General features: G+C 57.7%; 15 protein-coding genes and 1 pseudogene. 13 read left to right on the top strand and 3 right to left on the bottom strand.

Going from position 1 to position 19035, the window contains the following annotated elements:
* Window positions 1-70 precede the first annotated feature (70 nt).
* Together rsd and BLU11_RS14600 are read left to right on the top strand one after the other, a co-directional pair.
* Window positions 71-559, top strand: coding sequence for a sigma D regulator (rsd, locus tag BLU11_RS14595; RefSeq protein ID WP_090274597.1), 489 nt, complete (start codon window positions 71-73; stop codon window positions 557-559).
* Between the two features lie 3 nt (window positions 560-562).
* Window positions 563-1069 (top strand): hypothetical protein, encoded by a 507-nt coding sequence (locus BLU11_RS14600; protein WP_090274599.1) that lies wholly within the window; start codon window positions 563-565, stop codon window positions 1067-1069.
* 45 nt (window positions 1070-1114) lie between these two features.
* Here the strand turns inward: BLU11_RS14600 and BLU11_RS14605 are convergent, their stop codons facing one another.
* The gene (locus tag BLU11_RS14605) at window positions 1115-1588 is read right to left on the bottom strand and encodes a TIGR02444 family protein (protein ID WP_157718691.1); all 474 of its coding nucleotides are present in this window, start codon (window positions 1586-1588) and stop codon (window positions 1115-1117) included.
* A gap of 30 nt (window positions 1589-1618) precedes the next feature.
* Here BLU11_RS14605 and BLU11_RS14610 point away from each other — a divergent pair, with 30 nt between their 5' ends.
* The gene (locus BLU11_RS14610) at window positions 1619-3535 is read left to right on the top strand and encodes an ATP-binding cassette domain-containing protein (RefSeq protein WP_090274601.1); all 1917 of its coding nucleotides are present in this window, start codon (window positions 1619-1621) and stop codon (window positions 3533-3535) included.
* A 13-nt stretch (window positions 3536-3548) separates the two neighbouring features.
* Complete coding sequence (locus tag BLU11_RS14615; RefSeq protein WP_090274602.1) at window positions 3549-4004, top strand: YaiI/YqxD family protein; 456 nt, start codon at window positions 3549-3551, stop codon at window positions 4002-4004.
* Window positions 4005-4088: 84 nt separating this feature from the next.
* On the opposite strand, the gene BLU11_RS14620 is transcribed toward BLU11_RS14615, so the two are convergent.
* The gene (locus BLU11_RS14620; RefSeq protein WP_157718692.1) at window positions 4089-4634 is read right to left on the bottom strand and encodes a DUF6436 domain-containing protein; all 546 of its coding nucleotides are present in this window, start codon (window positions 4632-4634) and stop codon (window positions 4089-4091) included.
* Between the two features lie 200 nt (window positions 4635-4834).
* On the opposite strand from BLU11_RS14620, the gene BLU11_RS14625 reads away from it, so the two are divergent.
* The 3 genes from BLU11_RS14625 to BLU11_RS14640 all read left to right on the top strand — a co-directional run bounded on the left by BLU11_RS14625 (window position 4835) and on the right by BLU11_RS14640 (window position 8762).
* Window positions 4835-6067, top strand: coding sequence for a GGDEF domain-containing protein (locus tag BLU11_RS14625; RefSeq protein ID WP_157718693.1), 1233 nt, complete (start codon window positions 4835-4837; stop codon window positions 6065-6067).
* Window positions 6068-6308: 241 nt separating this feature from the next.
* Complete coding sequence (locus BLU11_RS14630) at window positions 6309-7619, top strand: tyrosine-type recombinase/integrase (RefSeq protein WP_157718694.1); 1311 nt, start codon at window positions 6309-6311, stop codon at window positions 7617-7619.
* A gap of 660 nt (window positions 7620-8279) precedes the next feature.
* Window positions 8280-8762 carry a hypothetical protein gene (locus BLU11_RS14640; protein ID WP_090274613.1) on the top strand — a complete coding sequence of 161 codons (483 nt, stop codon included), beginning with the start codon at window positions 8280-8282 and terminating at the stop codon, window positions 8760-8762.
* A 90-nt stretch (window positions 8763-8852) separates the two neighbouring features.
* On the opposite strand, the pseudogene BLU11_RS14645 reads toward BLU11_RS14640, so the two are convergent.
* A pseudogene (locus tag BLU11_RS14645) lies at window positions 8853-9584 on the bottom strand (IS3 family transposase); the annotation flags it as partial.
* A 461-nt stretch (window positions 9585-10045) separates the two neighbouring features.
* On the opposite strand from BLU11_RS14645, the gene BLU11_RS14650 reads away from it, so the two are divergent.
* The 6 genes from BLU11_RS14650 to BLU11_RS14680 all read left to right on the top strand — a co-directional run bounded on the left by BLU11_RS14650 (window position 10046) and on the right by BLU11_RS14680 (window position 18689).
* Entirely contained in the window at window positions 10046-14335 is a 4290-nt protein-coding gene (locus tag BLU11_RS14650; RefSeq protein WP_090274615.1) for a transglycosylase SLT domain-containing protein, read from the top strand.
* A 77-nt stretch (window positions 14336-14412) separates the two neighbouring features.
* Window positions 14413-15030, top strand: a complete 618-nt coding sequence (locus tag BLU11_RS14655) for a BRO-N domain-containing protein (RefSeq protein ID WP_090274617.1) — start codon at window positions 14413-14415, stop codon at window positions 15028-15030.
* Window positions 15031-16121: 1091 nt separating this feature from the next.
* A complete protein-coding gene (locus tag BLU11_RS14665; protein WP_090274622.1) occupies window positions 16122-16709 on the top strand; it encodes a hypothetical protein in 588 nt (195 codons plus the stop codon).
* A complete protein-coding gene (locus BLU11_RS14670; RefSeq protein WP_090274624.1) occupies window positions 16709-16993 on the top strand; it encodes a hypothetical protein in 285 nt (94 codons plus the stop codon). Before BLU11_RS14665 ends, BLU11_RS14670 begins: the two co-directional genes overlap by 1 nt.
* Before the next feature lie 158 nt (window positions 16994-17151).
* Entirely contained in the window at window positions 17152-17535 is a 384-nt protein-coding gene (locus tag BLU11_RS14675) for a hypothetical protein (RefSeq protein WP_090274626.1), read from the top strand.
* A 47-nt stretch (window positions 17536-17582) separates the two neighbouring features.
* Entirely contained in the window at window positions 17583-18689 is a 1107-nt protein-coding gene (locus tag BLU11_RS14680; protein WP_090274628.1) for a hypothetical protein, read from the top strand.
* The last annotated feature ends 346 nt before the right edge of the window (window positions 18690-19035 follow it).

Here is a 19035-nt window from a genome sequence, read left to right on the forward strand (position 1 = left end):
CTGGCCTATTCTGTTGCCTCCACGGGAACAGCAATTCCAATCCCGGCTACAAGGCAAAACGAGGTGGATCATGCTGGAAAGATGCAGAACAGCCCAGGAACGCTGGGGCGGGGTGGACGATCTCATCGACCGTTGGCTGACTGAACGCAAGAAGCTCGTGGAGCATTACATTGCTTTGCGCGACCGTGAAGATCCCGGCGCCAGCACTCAACAGCTCCTCAACAACTTCTGCAGTTGTCTATTGGACTATGCATCAGCTGGACACTTCGCGGTCTACGAACAGCTGGTGCGCGGTGCTGAAGAGGCCGGCGACGAGCGCGCGCTGGACCTGACCCGCCAGGTCATCCCACGCATAGAAACGATCACGCAGTTCGCAGTGATCTTCAACGACTACTATGGCCCGAAGCACACGCGCGCACTCAAGCTGGATATCATGCATTCGCGGCTACTCAAGCTCGGCGGTCTGCTGCTGGAGCGCTTTGAACTTGAAGACTGCCTGATCGAAGTGATGCATAACGCCTACCGCAACACCCATGAAGCTATCGAGACAATGGAGTAACAAGTGACCGGTCAAACCGACGACAACCAGACTGCCCGAGTCCAGACCCCGCTACACCTGTTGCAGGTGTTGGCACGCACGCTGAACGACCACCTGGCCGAGGCTTGCACTCAAGCAGAAGCCGATGCCCGCACGGCATTGGAAAAGCTCGACCGCGAACATCAGGCACTGCAGGAAAAGCTCGACCAAGCGCAGAAGAAACAGATAGCTCGGGAGCAGGATGGCAGCGAGCCGGTGGAGCACGAGATCGAGGAACTGACCACGGCCATGGCCGCACTCACCCAGTCGCGGACCGAAGCCCAGGATTATATCCGTCAGTTGCACAGCGATGTACGTCAGACCCTGCGTCTGGCCAAAGGGCTGGATCGTATCGACCTGCAGGTAACCCAGGCTATAGAAAAGCGCGACAATCCGTCAGCGCAGAACAAACCGGCCGGCCGCCCATCGCAACGCCGTTCACGCAACAAGAAATCAGCTACACCGCCCGCCCAGACCGATAACGAGGCCTGAACCAGGCGACATTGGCCGGGATGGATCCCGGCCCATCCATGATCCTCAGCCGTCTGGCCACTGCCCCGCCCTGGTTGCAATAATGGCCAGCTGTTCCAGACGCTGATCCAGCAAGCCGCCGCAGCAAAGCTGCAAGTGCGCCTCGATACAGGGCAGCGGCTCACCTGCCTCCGGCAGGCCTTCACATAATTGCGCCAACTGCGCCAGCTGATGCCACTCGGCAGCCAGCTCGCAGGCCTTGACCTGCTCGCGCAACGCGGCTGCGACAGGATCACCAGCCAAGCTCCGTCGCACCTGCCGCAGCGGCTCGATAACCTGTTGCCGCCATGGACGCTGCCGAGCATGCAAGGATTGCCACAGCGCCTGATCGGCTACGCTACCACGCGCACCCAGCCAACAGGCCGTGAGCAGCAACAGCACATCCTGCCCGGCCTCATCCTGCAACCCCAGCAACAACACTTTCACGCCCGGCTGCGTGTACAGCCGGCCCGCGTAGTCGGCCAGTGACAATCCACTCATTGGATTCCTCACACTGATATACTCCGCGCCATGATAAAGATCGACTCCCTGACTCTGCAACGCGGCCCACTGCGGCTGCTGGAAAATGCCAACCTGGCCCTGCATCCGGGCCAGAAAGCCGGCCTGCTCGGCACCAACGGCGCGGGCAAATCCAGCCTGTTCGCACTGCTGCGCGGCGAGCTGACACCTGATGCCGGTGATTGCTCACTTCCGGCCGATTGGCGCATTGCCCACATGCGCCAGGAAATAGATGACCTGGAACGACTGGCCGTCGACTATGTGCTCGATGGCGACCAGCGTCTGCGCACCATCCAGCGCCAACTTGCGGAAGCCGAACAGCAACACAATACCAGTCAGCTTGGCACCCTGTACGCCGAACTGGAAGCCCATGACGGTTTCAGTGCCGACAGCCGTGCACGCACCCTGCTGGCCGGGCTGGGCTTCAGCTCGGCGCAATGCGAAGCGCGCGTCGGAGAGTTCTCCGGCGGCTGGCGGATGCGCCTTAATCTCGCCCAGGCCTTGATGTCGCCCTCCGACTTGCTGCTGCTCGACGAGCCGACCAACCACCTGGATCTGGACGCCATCCTGTGGCTGGAAGACTGGTTGAAGAGCTATCCGGGCACTCTGCTGCTGATCTCCCATGATCGGGACTTTCTGGATGCTGTGGTCGAACATATCGTGCATATGGAGGCACGCCAACTGACCCTCTACCGCGGCGGCTACAGCCAGTTCGAGCGCACCCGTGCCGAACGCTTGAGCCAGCAACAGGCCGCTTTCGAAAAGCAACAGGCCCAGCGCGAGCACATGCAGAAGTACATTGCCCGGTTCCGCGCTCAGGCGACCAAGGCGCGCCAGGCACAGAGCCGCCTCAAGGCGCTCGAACGCATGGAGATGCTCAGTCCGGCACATATGGACTCGCCATTCAACTTCAGCTTCCGCGAAGCGGACAACCAATCCAATCCGCTGCTGGATCTGCGCGAAGGGGTACTCGGCTACAACGACTCGGCCATTCTGCAGAACGTCAAACTGCAGCTGGCGCCGGGCGCGCGCATCGGCGTTCTCGGCCCGAACGGCGCTGGCAAGTCCACGCTGATCAAGACGCTGGCCGGCACTCTGCCACTGCTCGCCGGCGAACTGAAGACCGGTGAACACCTGGCGATCGGCTATTTCGCCCAGCATCAGCTGGACAGCCTTGACCCGGAGGCCAGCCCACTGCTGCATCTGGCGCGCATCGCGCCGCAGCAGCGTGAGCAGGAACTGCGCAACTTCCTCGGTGGTTTTGACTTCCATGGCAGCCGCGCCGAAGAACCGGTACTGCATTTCTCCGGCGGGGAAAAGGCACGATTGGCTCTGGCGCTGATTGCATGGCAGAAGCCCAACCTGCTGTTGCTGGACGAACCTACCAACCACCTGGACATGGAAATGCGGCATGCCCTGACCGTGGCCCTGCAGAATTTTGAAGGTGCCATGCTGCTGGTCTCCCACGACCGCGCCCTGATCCGCGACACCACAGATGAACTGTGGCTGGTGGCCGATGGCAGGCTGACCACCTATGCCGAAGATCTGGACAGCTATACCCGCTGGCTTGCCCAGTTCCGCCAGCAGCAGGCCAATCTGGCCGCCGGCAGCGAGGCGGCAGAAACCAGTCCACGCGTTGACGCCAGGACCCAGCGGCGTCAAGCGGCAGAACAGAGGCAGCGCCTTGCCCCACTGAAGAAGGCCGCGGACAAGCTGGAAAAACAGCTGGAAAGCGCGCAGCAGACCATGCTGGAAATCGAGACGGCATTGGCCGATAACGATGTGTACAGCGATGCCAACCGCACCCGACTCAAGGAGTTGCTGGCACGCCAGGCCGATGGCCAACAGCGCATCGACGAGCTGGAAATGCAGTGGCTGGAGGCCCAGGAAGCCCTTGAGCAGCTGCAAACAGAGCTGTCCGACTCATGAGGAACTGGCAAGCATGACTTTGTGGATTGACGCCGACGCCTGTCCCCGCCCGGTACGTGACATCATGCTACGCGCCGCCCGCCGACAGGAACTGCAACTGGTGTTGGTAGCTAACAGCTCGCTGGGTCTGGCTGCTGCCCCCGGGGTACGCCAGGTGGTGGTGCCAGGCGGCGCGGACGTGGCTGACCTGTACATCATCGAACATTCGCAGCCCGGAGATCTGGTTGTCACCGCCGATATTCCCCTGGCGGATGGACTGGTACGCCGCGGCGTCACTGCCATCAACCCACGGGGCGAGATCTACGATCAGGGCAGCATTGGCGAGCGCCTCGCGGTGCGCAACCTGATGGACGAGCTGCGCGGCGCCGGCCTGGCTGGCCGCGGCGGCCCGGCCCCCTTCAGCGACAAGGACAAGCAATCCTTCGCCAATGCACTGGACCGACTGCTGGCACAGGGGCTGGGCAAGTAGCCGTCAGACTACGAAAAGCGTGCTTGAACTCACCGGCTCAGACCATCACTTGTGGGAGCGCTTTCACATAAACCGGGCCTCGCTTCACTCAACCAACTCGCACAGACAAGCCACCGTATCCTGCTGGGTGATATTCACCGGCCTATCGGCCAATAACGCTCGCAATACCGGCTCGACAAAACTGCTGTCGCTATTGCAGCTGGCGCCATCGCTGTAAGGGCCGACGTAGGCCAGATTGCCCTGCGCATCCCAGATGGCCAGTGACGGCCCGCCCGGCCAGTCGGACCAGGCTTGCGGCAAAGCCCAGTGCGGTAGCTGGGCGAGGGCTGTGCCCTCGCGGGCGATCAGGCTGCCACTACGGGCAAAACGGACGCCCTGCGCGCTGAAGCGTCGAGTCATCTCGGCAATATAAGCCTCGTGGCCGGCATTGCACGGACATCCGGCCTGCCATACATGCACCACCTGAATCTGCCCCGGCGCAAAGGGCGCGACCACATTCGCGGCAGCAAAGTGCGCCGGGCGCTCGAAGGCCCGGTTGTGATAGCCGTCAAACCACCACCAGGCCCAGCCCAGACCCGCCACCCATACCGCAGCCAACAGTACCAACCACCCTCGTCTCAAAAAAAACATGCACGCCTCGCTGTGCCGCCTATACTCTGGTCCGGAAGTGGATAATAGCGTAAAGCCACCCCAGTTCTGCCAACCCCCGCACATCCTGCAAAGTTTGCACTTTAACCCAGGCTTGCGGAGGACTAATCTTCGTTGCTCATGCAAGGAGCATGTCCGGACTGGTGCCGGCTCGCATCGCCGGACAAGGATCATCCCGCTATATGCAAACCGATTTGAACACATTCTCCCTGGCCCTCGCCTTGGTGTTGGTCACTCTGGGAATGACCCTCGTGCTGATCATGGCTGCCTGGCATTCCGGTAGTGAAAAAGGTCTGCGGCATTGGGCGTTGGGCAATCTGGCATTGACCATGGGACTGGTATTGAGTATCAGCCAGGGCCTGTTGCATTACAGCGTCTCGCAGATTCTTGCTGCTGGTCTCATGGTGCTGGGTCTGGGCGTCATCTGGCTTGGGGTGCGCGCCTTCAAGGGACTGAGCCAGCCGCAGGCCGGACCGATTCTGGCTGCGTTGCTGGTCATGCTGGTTCTCGGTTATTTCCACTATATACAGGACAGCGCCGCAGCGCGGCTGGCCGCTACCGGTATCTGCCTGGGTGGACTGTGTCTGATGTCCGCGCGCGAGCTGTTGGTCCCGGCAGCCGCTCCGCTGCGCCGCGCCTACTGGTTTACCGGGGGGATCATGCTGCTGAGCGGCATCGGTCTGCTGCTGCGGGCGGCGGCGGGCTTTCAGGGAAGCTTACAGGAGGCCGGTATCACCGGTGAGGTGCTGCAGCACGCCACGCTGCTGGGGGTGATGGTGGCGCAGATAGGTATGGCCGGCGGCTTCATTCTCATGACCCATTACCGCACGATAATGGCCCTGCAGCAGTTGTCCGAACACGATGCGCTGACCGGCACCTTGAATCGGCGCAGCATGCACGATAAGGCCCAGGGCCTGCTCGATGCCACTCGACAGCAGGGTCTTCCAGCCGCCCTGATCATGGTCGATGCAGACCATTTCAAGCGTATCAATGACGAATTCGGACATCAGACCGGGGATGCGGTGCTCTGCCATCTGGTGACCCGCATCCGCCTGCATATGCGCAGCAATGATCTGCTCGGACGCTTTGGCGGTGAGGAATTCGTGCTGCTACTGCCCGGCGTCGATGCCAGCGATGCTCAGGAAGTCGCTGAACGCATCCGCCTCGCCGTCAACAGCCACACTGAGAGCATTTCCGATCAGCCGGTGATGCTCAGTATCAGCCTCGGCGTCGCCGGCACCGGTCTGCACGGATACGATTACACGGCATTGGTGTCCGCCGCCGATGGCGCCCTGTACCGAGCCAAAGCGCTGGGACGCAATCGCGTCGAGATGTGCAGCGCGGCCGATTCCCCCATGCGTGACAAGATGGCCCTACGTTTACTTTCTCAATTCCGTCATAATCTGGACGTATAAGGAACTGAAAAGGTGATGAGACCCAGCAATTAAAAGGGCTCCAGCCACTATGGACACTGCAAGCAAAGCATCGAAACGGGTCTACGGTCACAACCGGGTCACAAATGAGTCACAAATCTCAGTGTTTCTGGCCTATCCGTACCACTTCAGGAAGCAAGGGGTCTACCAACTGAGGGTCCGTCCCAGCGGTTCCCTGAGTTCCTGCACCATTTCCCTACGGACCACCGATAGGCCTACCGCCATGAAGACAAGCAAGCTCCTCCAATCGACTCTGAGGACGTTTCACCTTGATAACCCTGATGCTACCTGGGAGGAACTGAGGGACCGGCTGAAGGTTATCGCTGAGACCACCTTGGCAACCTCTACGGAATGGGCCTCATTGGAAGACCAAGCGCTTCTGTATGCTGACTGGCAGTCCGACCTTCAGCTCTTCGCAAGAACGGGAGCCCTCACAGCTCCTCAGGCGAGAGCCACGGTACTTGGAGGGCAACTCATGGGGGCAGCGCTGAGGAGGCTACGGGGAGCCCCTGAGGACCTTCTGGGAATGATAGATGAATTCAATGACAAAGGGACCCCTGATAGCCTTAACAGCGCCCCTGTGTCTCTATCTGTAGGCCCCACCTCAGGCCCCACCTCAGGCTCCCCTTCAGTTACCGCCCCGCTGACCTTCGAGGCTCTCGCTGAGACATACCGAGAGGAGCACAGGGAGAACATAACGCCTTCCACATTCGAGGGCTTGGTGAACAATCACAGGGTCATCGCTGCGGCTCTCAAGGGGCTGGACCTTCGCAACCACACAAGGGCCGATCTGATAGCCCTCAGGGCCTCCCTTGTTGAGACCCGCAAGCCCTCCACCGTCAACAACCTCATTGCGAACCTGAGCACGGTCCTGAGGTGGGCTGAGAATAATGACATGATCAGCAAAGCCTACATCCACAACCTCAAGTTCCAGAAAGGTGCCATGAGCACCCGTGAGGCATTCTCACAGGAACAGGTAGGTCAGATCATGAAGTATGCCAATGGCCTGCCAATGGGCTCCTGGAAGCGCTGGGGGCTGTCCCTTGCGGTTATCACAGGGGCGCGCATGGGCGAAATCCTTCAGCTAACCAAGGAGGACATTGGGACGACTGAGGGGGGCATTGTATTCATTGACATTAACGACAATGGCGGGAAGGGACTCAAGACCAAGCAGTCGAAACGACAAGTTCCTCTCACGGATGGGGCCTATGGGTTCTCCCTGAAAGAATTCCTCCAGTTTGTCGCAGAAGGTGAAGGCTCCACGGTCCTGGGTGTGTCTGTACCGTACGCTGGGAAGCACCTCAATAGCACACTGAGGAAGCTTGTCAGTGGTGATAATCTTGACCTGACGTTTCACAGTTTAAGGCACTCCCTGGCTTCCCTTATGCAAGCTGAAGGGGTTCCTGTGGCGTACACCCAAGGGATACTCGGTCAGTCCTCGGGGACCTTAGCGTATGACACCTACGGGTCCACGGTCCCAGTAGACAAACTGGCTGTGGTGTTACGTGAGAGGCTACCCAGCGTATTGCCTTGAGGTATCGTCCTGGGCTTCGGTGACATTAAAGCTACCGGTCTTGCGGATGGACGGCAGGACCACCTCGGTGACCCAAGTGCCGGGATTAGCGCCACCCCGTTCAATGACGAAATTTCGGCTTTGGTCGAGTAAAGCTGTCTTGCTCTGGTACGTCTTGCCGCTCATATCGTTGGGCAGGTCTATACTTTTATTATAGACCTCGTGTAGATCGCCCCTCGTGAATATCCAGGACCGGGCCTGTAAGTCCGGTCTACCGTTCAAAGGTAGACTCTGCCAGTCAGGTAGTCGGTTAACCCGGATGGCCTGCTCAGGGTCATACTGGGCGTTCAATGATGCGCGGTTGCTTGGGTTCTTCAGCCCCGCTGCCCGTGCCACTTGGGTAGCGATAAACAGAATGTCATGATTAGTGTGACCCGTGAGAATGCCGACCCTCCGCAAATCTGCGGACCTTGGAGGGTTCAAAGTACGTTTTTCCCGTACTTCTGATGCGATGCCCCTGGGGTGCACACGAGCAGGTCTCAAGGTATCAGGATTTGATACCAAGGAATGGAGCTTTGAGAAACCCTGGACACCAGAGCGAAGCGGCTGTAAGCTCCCCCCAACGCAACGAAATACAACGCAACGTAAAGCAAACAATCCTTCATACATGGAGCTTTACTTGTGCCTAACACTTTTACAACTGACCACCACTCCCAGCTTACCGATCTTTTAGTGACTGAGCGGATTCTTTGTGAGGCGCTGATTCCTCTTTTTGCCGCCAGATACCGCGAATGGCTATCCACAATGACACCTGATGCTTTTGTCGGTCAGGTGCCTATATCCAGGTTTCTGGAACTTCCGCCCGAAGAGGTGGGCGCGCGGGTCCTCAGGAGGGTATTGCTTTCATGCGCTGAGTGTTACCCAAAGCCAATACCCACGCGGGGCGTATGCGTCTACACGGGCCTCGATGTGGTCGAAACTACGGACGACACCGTTGAGTTCTTGGAGGAGCTTGGCGTGAAGCTAATTGAGATTCTTATCGAATCAACGGAACTGGTCGCCGTGGAAGAACAAGACAATGGGAGGCATACATTACGGATGCATCCCGTGTGGGGCAGGCGGGTATTCACAACGTCGAGGGTAAAGCTGACCATCGCGCGCTGAGTCAAGGGAAATATAAAAACCCTCACTGAAAGGAACACCAACCTTTCAGGAGCGGTGTTTGTCAACGTAGTTGTCGCGTAGACCATACTTTTATGCAGCCTGTAGCTGCGGTTCTTCTTGCAGGTTTTGCTGCTTCTCTGGATTGAGTGTTACTTCCCTCACAGCGTCCCAGTTTCGCGTATTCCTTGACCATCGTTCCGGGTGCGCTGAGCGTGCCTGTTGATACAGCGAATGACGCTTTGCCAAGATATCCACATCCAGGCGCAGATGGCGCTCCGCTGGCGTCACGAAGCGGATCCGGCTATGTCGGTGCTCGTGGTTGTACCAGCACATGAAGTCCCTGACCCAGGCCCGGGCGTCATCCAGGCTGGCAAAGCCGTTCTGCGGCCATTGAGGGCAGTACTTCAATGTTCGGAACAGTGATTCCGAGAAGGCGTTGTCATTACTTACGCGGGGCCTGCCGCGCGAAGGCGTGACGCCAAGGTCATACATTTTGGTTAGCAAGGTCGCAGACTTCATGGGTGCACCGTTATCAGAATGCAGCACCAGCGGCTCACGCAGGCATTTTTCGCTGAGAATGCTGCGTTGCAACAAGGCGGCAGCCTCTTCGCCAGACTCGGCGCTGTGCACCTCCCAGCCAACGGCTTTGCGGCTGTAAATATCTTCAATCAGATACAGGTAGTAATACTGACCACGCACCGGCGATGGCAGATAGGTAATGTCCCAGGACCAGACCTGGTTGGGCTTTGTGGCTACATGTGTTGTGGGCGCAGGATGCCGACGAGGCGGTTGGCTGCGGCCACGACGGTACTGCTGATCGGCGCAGAGCATCGCCCAGGCAACACGAAACGCGGCCAAAGGAATCGCCCACTACCTCTACAGGCACCCGCAGGTCCACGCTCGTTTGAGCAAGGAATATGAACAGGAGTGCGCCGCCTGGGACCCATTGAATTAACGCAGGGTATATAAAGGGAGAAACTTTGAGACAAAACAAAATGACCATTGTCAAGCGGATTTGAGGACCACTCGGTGCAGCTCTCAGTATTACGCTCTGACTTCAGCTTGACCAGTCCCGAGCTTCTCTAATAAGACCCCAGGAATTAGGTCCATGATTATTTAATCACCTCTCCCACAAGTCCCTCCTCAGGGATATATTGATGGGCACCTCTGAGCCCTCTTCCAGCTCCACATCAAGTTCCAGCTATCGGTCTCCACCATCAGCTTGGACATGCCCGATTTAAAAACCCTCACTTATAGAACATCAACCCAAGTGAGGTAGCCCAATGAGTAATGACCAGTACGCCGTAATCAAATCCCAAGGTGGTCCATTCGACGACCTTATCAAGCAATCCGCTGATACCCATGGGGTCTCCTATGATCTTCTGCACAAGCAGCTGTTCATGGAGTCCTCCTTCAATCCCACCGCAGTGAGTCCCACAGGTCCCCGTGGCCTGGGTCAGTTCACTCGGGCAACTGGTCGGGCCTATGGTCTGGTCAGTGATGAGGACTTCTTCGACCCAGCGGAGTCCATTGAGGCCGCAGCACGGCACATGAAGGACAACCTCCGGGCAGCTGGAGGCGATGAACTCAAGGCCCTCCTGATGTACAACCAGGGCGCTGGCAAGTTGGGCCGCCCTCAGCTGGAAGCCTACGACCGAGGGGACCTCAATGGGGTCTCCGAGGAAGGCCGGAACTACCTGAAGAACATGCTCGACGTTGCCCAGACGGGGAACAAAGAGTCCTTCATGAAGTACACCAGCCCAAAGACAGCCATCGGTTTTGAGGCACCCGCAGGGCTGAGTGATGAGACCTCAGGGGCACAGCCTTGGGCTTCCCCGTTTACCGGCACCTCCCTGGAGTTCGAAGGTAAGGATGTCCCCGGCAAGGCCACCTCGTTTGCTGAGAACCTGATGGAAACTACGGGGAAGACCGAGGACACCGATGGTAAGGGACTCTTCGAGGGGACCGGACAGGCCATCAAGGATGAACTGAAGATGTCCCCTCTGGGTGTGGCCATCAGGGCAGCTGCTATCAATGATGAAGCTGACTTCTCAGAGACCATCTCTATGTTGCTCGATCTGATCAATGACCCCTTAGACAAGGGCGTAATGGAGGACTGGACCGAGGACGACTTTGATAAGGTGCGCTCCTCTGGCCTGGACCCTCAGTTCTATGATGTCGTACTCCGGGGTCGCAAAGAGAACTTTGAGAGCAACCTTGCGCTGGCCAAGCAGAACCAAGAGTTGGCCCGAGAGACTGCCCAGGCGGGACTTGGTGCCCAGCTTGTAGGTGGAGCAGCCAGTATCGTAGGTGACCCTTGGACCCTCATTAACCCGGCCCGTGGTGCAGGCTCAGGTATCGCTGGCCGTCTGGCCGGTGGTGCTGTAGCAGGTGCTGCCTTAGGTGGCCTTTCAGAGTCCACCAGTGCCCGCATTAGTGGACGGGAGGAACACCTGGGGACGGCCATTGCTGGTGGTGCTGCCTTCGGTGGTCTCCTCAATGGCCTCCTGGGTCCACGACTGGGCACCGCAGGTCCGAACAGAGAGGGAGTCCAAAGGGGCTACTCCGAGGACTGGATCAATGACGCAGGGATGCGCGGGGATATTGACGACGAGATGCTGGAGTCGATCCTCAGTCGCCACGGTGAGGCTGGCCTTCAGAACCGGATGATCGAGTGGGATGACGATATGCTGCCCACTGAGTCCCGCCTGTTCGACATGGACGATATTGACGTGGAAGGCATCCTATCGAGACACGGTGAGCGAGGCCCACAGGCTGACGGTAACAACGCGACCATTGAGGACATCCTGGCGCGCCATGGGGAAGCAGGGGAGGCTAACACCTTCGCTGGTGACTTCATGCGCCTGGAGGCCCGTGAGAAGGCCCGTCTTGCCGGTGATGAGGAAGACCCTACCCGGATGCCTTACAACGATGATGACGTATGGCATGAGGACGGGGCGGTCCCTTACATGGATGTCCCCTTTGACCCTTCGGCTGTACGTCTCCCAGACGGCACTATCCTGAGCGGCGGCTCCCCGATGAACCCCAAGACCCTCAAGGAGTTCCGAGAGTTTAACGAGCCGGACACCAACCCAAAGGCAGTCATGGGGGCGCGCCTCGGGACCATCACAGAGATTGGCCTGAAGCTGGGTCGATCCAATAACGAGGACATCAGAGGAGTTGCTCGGGGTCTCTTCAGGTCCTCCACTGGATACCAAGACGGCTCTGGTGGTAAGTACGCTGCGACCTCTTCGGACATCGTTGAGCGCCTACGGGCACAGGACAACGTGGCTCACAACAAGCTCAAGGGTCTCATCGACACGGCCCTGGATGACCCCTTCTGGAGAACCCAGGGAGGGTCCACTGAGGCCAAGCTGGAGGCCCTGAGCCGAAAGGTAGTGGAACACATGGAGGCAGCTACCCACGGGTCCACAACGTCCCGCCTGACTGCCTCTGAGAAGGCCCTGATGGACACCTTGAGAGGCCACATGGAAAGGAAGTGGTCCTACATCGACAACCCTGGGCAGTTCGGCAACATGGACGCCAGGAGTCTGTTGGACTCAACGAACCACGCAGGGACTTACTACCCGGTCCGCTACAGCTCCGCAGCGAAACACGCGATGATTCAACGCCTGGGTAGTCCTGAGGAACTCCAGGAGGCCATCGCTTCGTCCATGCTCTCGAGCTACGCAGCACGGCCCACGGTTCGCGCTCGGGTAGACAAGATGATCCTGGACAAGCTGAAAGCCGAAGGGATCGAGAAGCCAACCCCTCAGGCCATCCGTGAGGCAGTCGAGAAGTACGCACGGGACAAAGCCTATGGCATCTCGCATACCGACCAGTTCCACCGCAGCAGCATCCTGGAGGACAACCTGAGGGACGGTGTGGGTGTAGAGAACAACTCCTACCTGGAGGCTCGCCACCTGTTCGATTCTGACATGAAGGTCACCCTCCCGGACGGCACAGGGTTCGCCCTTAATGACCTCCGTGAGTTCAACGCCATGCGTGTGGTCCCTCAGTACGACCGAAGGGTCAACGGTGACGTTGCTCTCATGGGAGGCACAGGGAAGTCCACGGCTGAGTTGAGGGAGCTGGCCACCAAGTTGCACCAGTCGGCCAACCCAGATGAACTGTCAGAGGCCAAGGCCCTCATGGATGCCCTGAAGCTGTTCACTGGACGCTCCCGTCGCAATGACATTGAGAATGGCTTCGAGGCCATGCTCCGATCCATGATGGACGTAGGGTTCATGACGAAGAACGCCTTCATGGGCGTCCAGAACTTCACTGAGATGGCGTCCTTGGTGGTTAAGGGTCACCTCAAGATGCTTACCCACGGTATCCCGGTCCTCAAGCGCCTCACCACGGCAGGGACCAAGCTGTCCCCAGACGACATCAAGACCCTCCACGGGACTGTCTTCGGTAGAGAGATTGATGACCTTATTCGGCCAACCCGGCAGGACATCATCGACAAGCTGAGGGAGTCCGATGGTCTGGGCTCTGGGGGTATCTCCTCGGCTGTCATCGGGACCATTAAGCACACCACCGGGGAGCTGTCCGCTCGGTCGCCCTTCACGTACATCCTGAGGGAGACCAGCAATTACCTGATGGATGCAGGCCGCCAGGGTGTCATTGCTGACTTAGCTGATAACGTCCTCAACGGGACCCAGGGGAAGCTGTTCACTCCTGAGCGTCTCCGGTCGGCAAGCATTACAGATGCCCAGATGGACGGCATCAAGGACCTCATCAAGGCTCACTTCAAGCGGGACGCGAAGGGCAAGTGGTCTCTCCAGGACCCTGAGGGTCTGGCGAGCGATCCCCGTTCGATGGACCTGTGGCGACTGGGTGACCGGGTGGCTGACGAGACAATCCTCAGGCCCCACAAGATGTCCCTCCAGACCAGCAAACAGGTCAGCGCCTACCTTGCGGCGCCCCTTCAGTTCAAGATGTTTGTACTGAGAAGCCTTAACTCCAGGGTGGTGCGGGGCTGGATGGAGGCCACGAAGAACCGGCAGGTGCTGGACCAAGTGATGCAGTCCATAGTTTCCATTGGGCTGGCCACAGGGTTCTATGCTGGGCAGCAACAGCTGAAGGCTTACGGTCTCCCTGAGCGGGAACGCCAGGATTACCTAAAGCGGTCCCTCAACTTGGAACACTTGGCCTACGCGGCTCTGTCCAGAAGCTCCCACCTGGGGTCTCCCGTAGGTGTCGCAGGCTACATTGCGGCTCCCTTGGGTGTCGATATGGCAGCGACTGTAAGGACCTCTATTCTCCCGAGAGGGGCCAAGGAGGAGCGGCCCGACCGTCCGATCAAGTGGGGGCCTCTGGGTTCCCCGGTGGTCCAGGATGGCATCTCAGGACTGGCCGAACAGGTCCCGTCTATGAACGTCCCTGGGAGCATCTTCCAGGTCGCACACTCGGCGGCACACCTCGCAGCTGATGGCCGTGGCATGGATGCCCAGGGATACCGGACCGGCCTCTGGAACGGCCTGAAGCACTTCGTCCCGAACGATCCCCTATCGCAGAACCTCATGTTGCGCCTCGCTGAGGCTCATGGTGTGGATCGCTCCCGATAGGGGCAGAAGTCCCGCTAATAGGGACATGGTGCTAACCCACTGTGTCCCTCAACACAACGCAACCGAGGTAACACATCATGCAATTCACTAAGCAATCCTTTATGGGCATCGAGCTGGACATTCTCACGGGTCACCCTGAGCATGACATTCTGTTTATCGCTACCCAGGTAGCCCGAGCGGCTGGGCTGAAGAACCCTAAATCCACACGGCTCAGCGCCATGAAAACCTTGGAAGGAAAGGGCTTTCTTCAGCTCAACTCTTTGGAATCCAAAGTACAAGATTTTGATACTTTGAACCCGAACATCGGCACCAACCGCTGGAGGGACCTATGGATGGTATCTGAAAGCTCCGCTTACCAGATGCTCCTGAGGGGCCACGCTCCGGCCTCTGAGCCCTTCCGCAAGTGGGTCACTGAGATAGTCCTCCCGTCTATCCGCAAGACCGGGAGCTTTAACGTCAACGAGGCCCATGACGAAACCTCAAGGCAATACGCTGGGGAACTGGCGGCGCTACACGCTGAGGTCGCAGGACTCAAGGCAATGGTCCAACAGCTTCTCGATAGGCCCTCAGGGAGCCTGGAGGTGCCCGTGGTTAGCCCTTATGAGGGAACCACTATGGTGGCCCTTTCGGATGGCCTTGTGTTCAATAAGCACACCTACAGGGAGGTTGGGGAAACCATAGGGCTGAGGCGGTAGGCGTTATCGCGAAGATGAAACAAGCTTTGGTCGAAGCTTTCGGTGACAATGGCAGAACACCATCTCTGTCGCGAGTGAACTCTCATGAACCGTAACAATTCAGTTGATACCGTTTTAAGACTCCCTTTGACTTTCGTTACGCGTGTCTCTTATATCGTCCCGTGGCTACTGTCGATGCCTTTGACAGGAATGCTTTTTGGCTGGCACATGGGGAGGTTCACCGTACTCGGATATGCATCAGCCATTTTCGACAACTCGTGGAGCGTTTGGTATGAACCAGCCCTGATCGTCGCCGTTAATTTAGCGGTCTTCTGTCTGCTATCGTGGATTTGGTATCAAATGCTACGTGTCTTCATGTTTTTCTATCTAAAGGCAGTCATGGGGAAGAACTCGCTTGGACTGGATAGAGCAACTAACGGACCAACCTGAGCACGACATCCTGCTCATCGCGAAGCCACGGGCCTCCTCTGGAGCCTTAGTGTCAAGTGGTATTTAAAACCCCTCACTATTAGAGAGAGACAACCTCCCTCATGTTTTCTTTTCGACTTCCCTGTTCGTTGGTGGCCACAAGCTACCGACAAGAGGGTGACCCTATATATCCAATGGAATGGCCCGCCGCTGACTACAGCACAGGGACCCATCCGTGGACCCGGTAGTCGAGCCGGGGTGAGCTATGAATCAAGCCGGGTGTTCCCCGGTCGTCTCAGGGAGGTGGTGGCCCCTGATGCGTTCATAGACACAGGGTGGCTTAAACCTAAAGATCTAAAAGATTATCTTTTTATTACTCTTTTAATAATCTTTAAACCTTAGGTCTTCTTTAGGTCCTTAGGTCCTCCTTGAGGTCCTTGGTTGTCTTCAGGTTTGGAACAGGTCTTGCCAGACCATGATCCTCATCACCTTGAGGGCGACCTCAGTTAAAAACCCTCAGTAGTAGATGACCACATTTGGTTGTCCTCATTGCCCATCGCTGGGCCAACTCAATCCAGTCTTTCTGATAGCGCCTTTCATGCCACGCCGGTTCCCTTGTCTGGGGTCTGGATAGTCGGCTGTGGGTGCGACTTGAGGGCGCTACCAAAAGGAATACAGACACAATGAATATCAACATTAAACACAAGCACGCCGGGCATCTGATCGTCATTGAGGGTCACCCCTTCAAGGCGAACAATGCGGGCCAATGGGACCTGACCGACATCTGGCAGAACCTGAAGCTACCCAAGGGAAAAGCTCCGGGCCAATGGCGGACCAAGGAAGCTCAACGGCTGGAACGAATGCAATTTCTGCATCCGTTAAATCATGGTCGAGCTGGGTCCAAGGTAATGGCCACCAAGCGGGCAGCTATTGAGTACGCTGGCTGGGTCTCCTCCGAGTTCAAAGATATGGTCTTCGATGCTTTCGAGGCTATCCTTGAGCGTCCCGAGGTCGCTGCGATTGTCGCTGAGGTAATGACCGATCTTGGACACAGCCATAGCGCTGCAATCCTTGAGCGCCATGTCTTCAACGACAAATACGAATGGAAGAAGCTCCCCCATCGAAACACCGTTAAGGGCCTCAAGGCTGCTATTCGGAAAGGCTACCTTACTCCCGAGGGTGCCCATGGTATCGCCCGCCGCGATGGTCTACGGGTTTCACTGGCCGCCCTTGAGCTGGCTTCCGGAAATTTCCGGAAGGTGGCCATGTAATGCGCTACCGCCTGATCGCTGACAAGAGGTGCCCTCAGGCCCTCTGTGACAGACTCAACGACGCACTTGATACGTCCCAAGCGAGACGCCTTTACCACGCCGCAAAGAGCACCTACAGGTTCAATCGTGACCATTCTGAAACCGCTTTCCGTGCGTTCCTCAAGAAGTCCACGTGCCTTCCCGTCGAGGACCTGGATGACATCCTGGAGCGGTCCGGCTTGGGCTTCCATGAAGCAATGCTTTTACCTGTCTATTTTGATATGACCGGAAGAGCGACCACCTGAGCATTTCAGTTCCCACCTGAAGCGCAAGTTTTACCCACACATTCAATCAAGAATCCATAGAGCAAACCTCAGGGTAGGCGCATTGCGTCTCCTGCTGTCTTGTCGTGCGCCTACCGTGCGGACTGAGGTTTGCTCTATGGGATAGGAGACTTCCCAACATGAAATTCAATATTACTGATGTAACCCCCGAAACTGTCTGTATCCATGGTCAGACTCTGGCCCGTGAGTATGCCGAAGTGGTCCTTCTGAATCTGATGGTGGCTGCCATGGGCAACAACCATTCAGGGATCGTAACGATTGCTGAAACGTTCGCAGCTGCCGGGCTGAGCCTTGAGGCACACCCGAAGGCATTGCGTTTGTACAACGAGCATCTTTCTGAGATCGCCGCTGAGGAAGCACGAGCCCTTCAGGAAGCTCAAGCACACGCCGCCCGCTGTCGCGTAGAAACCCCGCAAGAGATCGCCGAGTACCACGCAGAGAAGGCAAGACGCGCCCGAGAGATACGCGAGCACGGCCAGCGCATGCGCACGGCCCGAGGCTGAGAAGCTAATCAACATCACAACCACTAACTACATGGAGTACAGACACAATGAAACCCTTTCAGCATAAGAAGCCCGACAGCGTTTACACGCAGACCATCACTACAGCACACGGCTCTACCAGCAATCAGCTTACCTTTCACTCGTCGGATATCCGAGCGGAAGACATAGCGGCAACTGACCCGGCAGTCTATGCCCAGGCCATGTATGAAGCCGCTGATGAATATCTCAATGGTGACGAATGGCGGGAGGCCATGGATATGGCATTCCCTTCTGAGGTTCGCCCTTTTCGATCCCAGCCGACAGCGCCTCAGGTCGCCCTAATGGAAGATCGCTCGGTCACCTTTGATCCCCGAGAAACCTACGATGGACGCAAGGTAGACAAAGGCGAAGCCAAAGCGGGATCGCTGGTAGCCATGGAGTCCCCAGATGTCGGCATTCTGGTCTCGGGTCGTGTGTCGATCTTCGACCATACCGTACAGTTCGGATTCACAGAGCGCAGCATGGAGCAAACCGCTGAGAAGCTGCTGAATGATCTGGAGCTGAATACAGCCGCCAAGATTGCTGAGAGCCTTGAGGGCCAACCTTCGACGGCCTCCCTTCGCATCCCTGGCTTTGCCGAATCCGTCGAGGGCAGGGTCTACACTCCGTCCACTTGTCAGGCCGAAATCCTTCTTGACGTAATAGCGGCCAACCTTGACACCTCCTGGGGCCGTGATATCTCAGAGTTTGGTGTCCTGGTCCCTGTGAGGTTGCGCCCAATCCTCAACCGGGCAGCACAGCGAGCAGGCGTAGGTAGCATTGATGACTTGGTCGGCACCCGTGTTCAAGTTTACAGTGGTCCTGACCGTGGCATCTTCTTGGCGCCTAAAGGCTTTGCCTTACTGTCGTTCCGGGAAGACCAGAACGGCGACCCTTGGAAGGTCGAGCTGACCCGTAACAGTGCAACCCAGAGCTGGGACCTGGAGATATCCGCCGTATTGGATGTGATGGCTACGGCCATGGTTGAGGTGAAATTGGGCGGTTCCGAGTGGGAGACCACACAGGTAGCCCTGCCTATCGTCACACAGTTGATTGTGGAGCAAGACACAGCGGCCAAACCCGATGCCGCCCCTTTCGCCCCAGGCGGATACCTTAAGGACGGCAGTACGTCCTAATCGAAGAGTTAGCCCCTTGATCTAAGAGCGCCATTCACAATGGCCCTCATAGACCTTGGGGCTTTCTTTACGAATACCCGAGTAAAACAGTAGGACTCTCCCAGTGAGTAGACTCCAAGCAACTCATTGGTTCCTGATGGCTTTGTCCCTGGTTCTACCCTTGGTCATTCCGAAGGGCGAGGCGAGACGATCCTCAGGTATACTCGATGAGAATCTGAAGCAAAATTCTGAGCCCCCATCTTAATAGTAATTACCGCCACCATACCCCCCTATGCCCCCCTCGGTCTGTCCTCGGATGCCCCCTCAGTTGTCCTTGCAGGGCGTAGCCCATGAGCCCCTCATGGAC

The organism is Halopseudomonas litoralis, assembly GCF_900105005.1.
Taxonomy (GTDB): domain Bacteria; phylum Pseudomonadota; class Gammaproteobacteria; order Pseudomonadales; family Pseudomonadaceae; genus Halopseudomonas; species Halopseudomonas litoralis.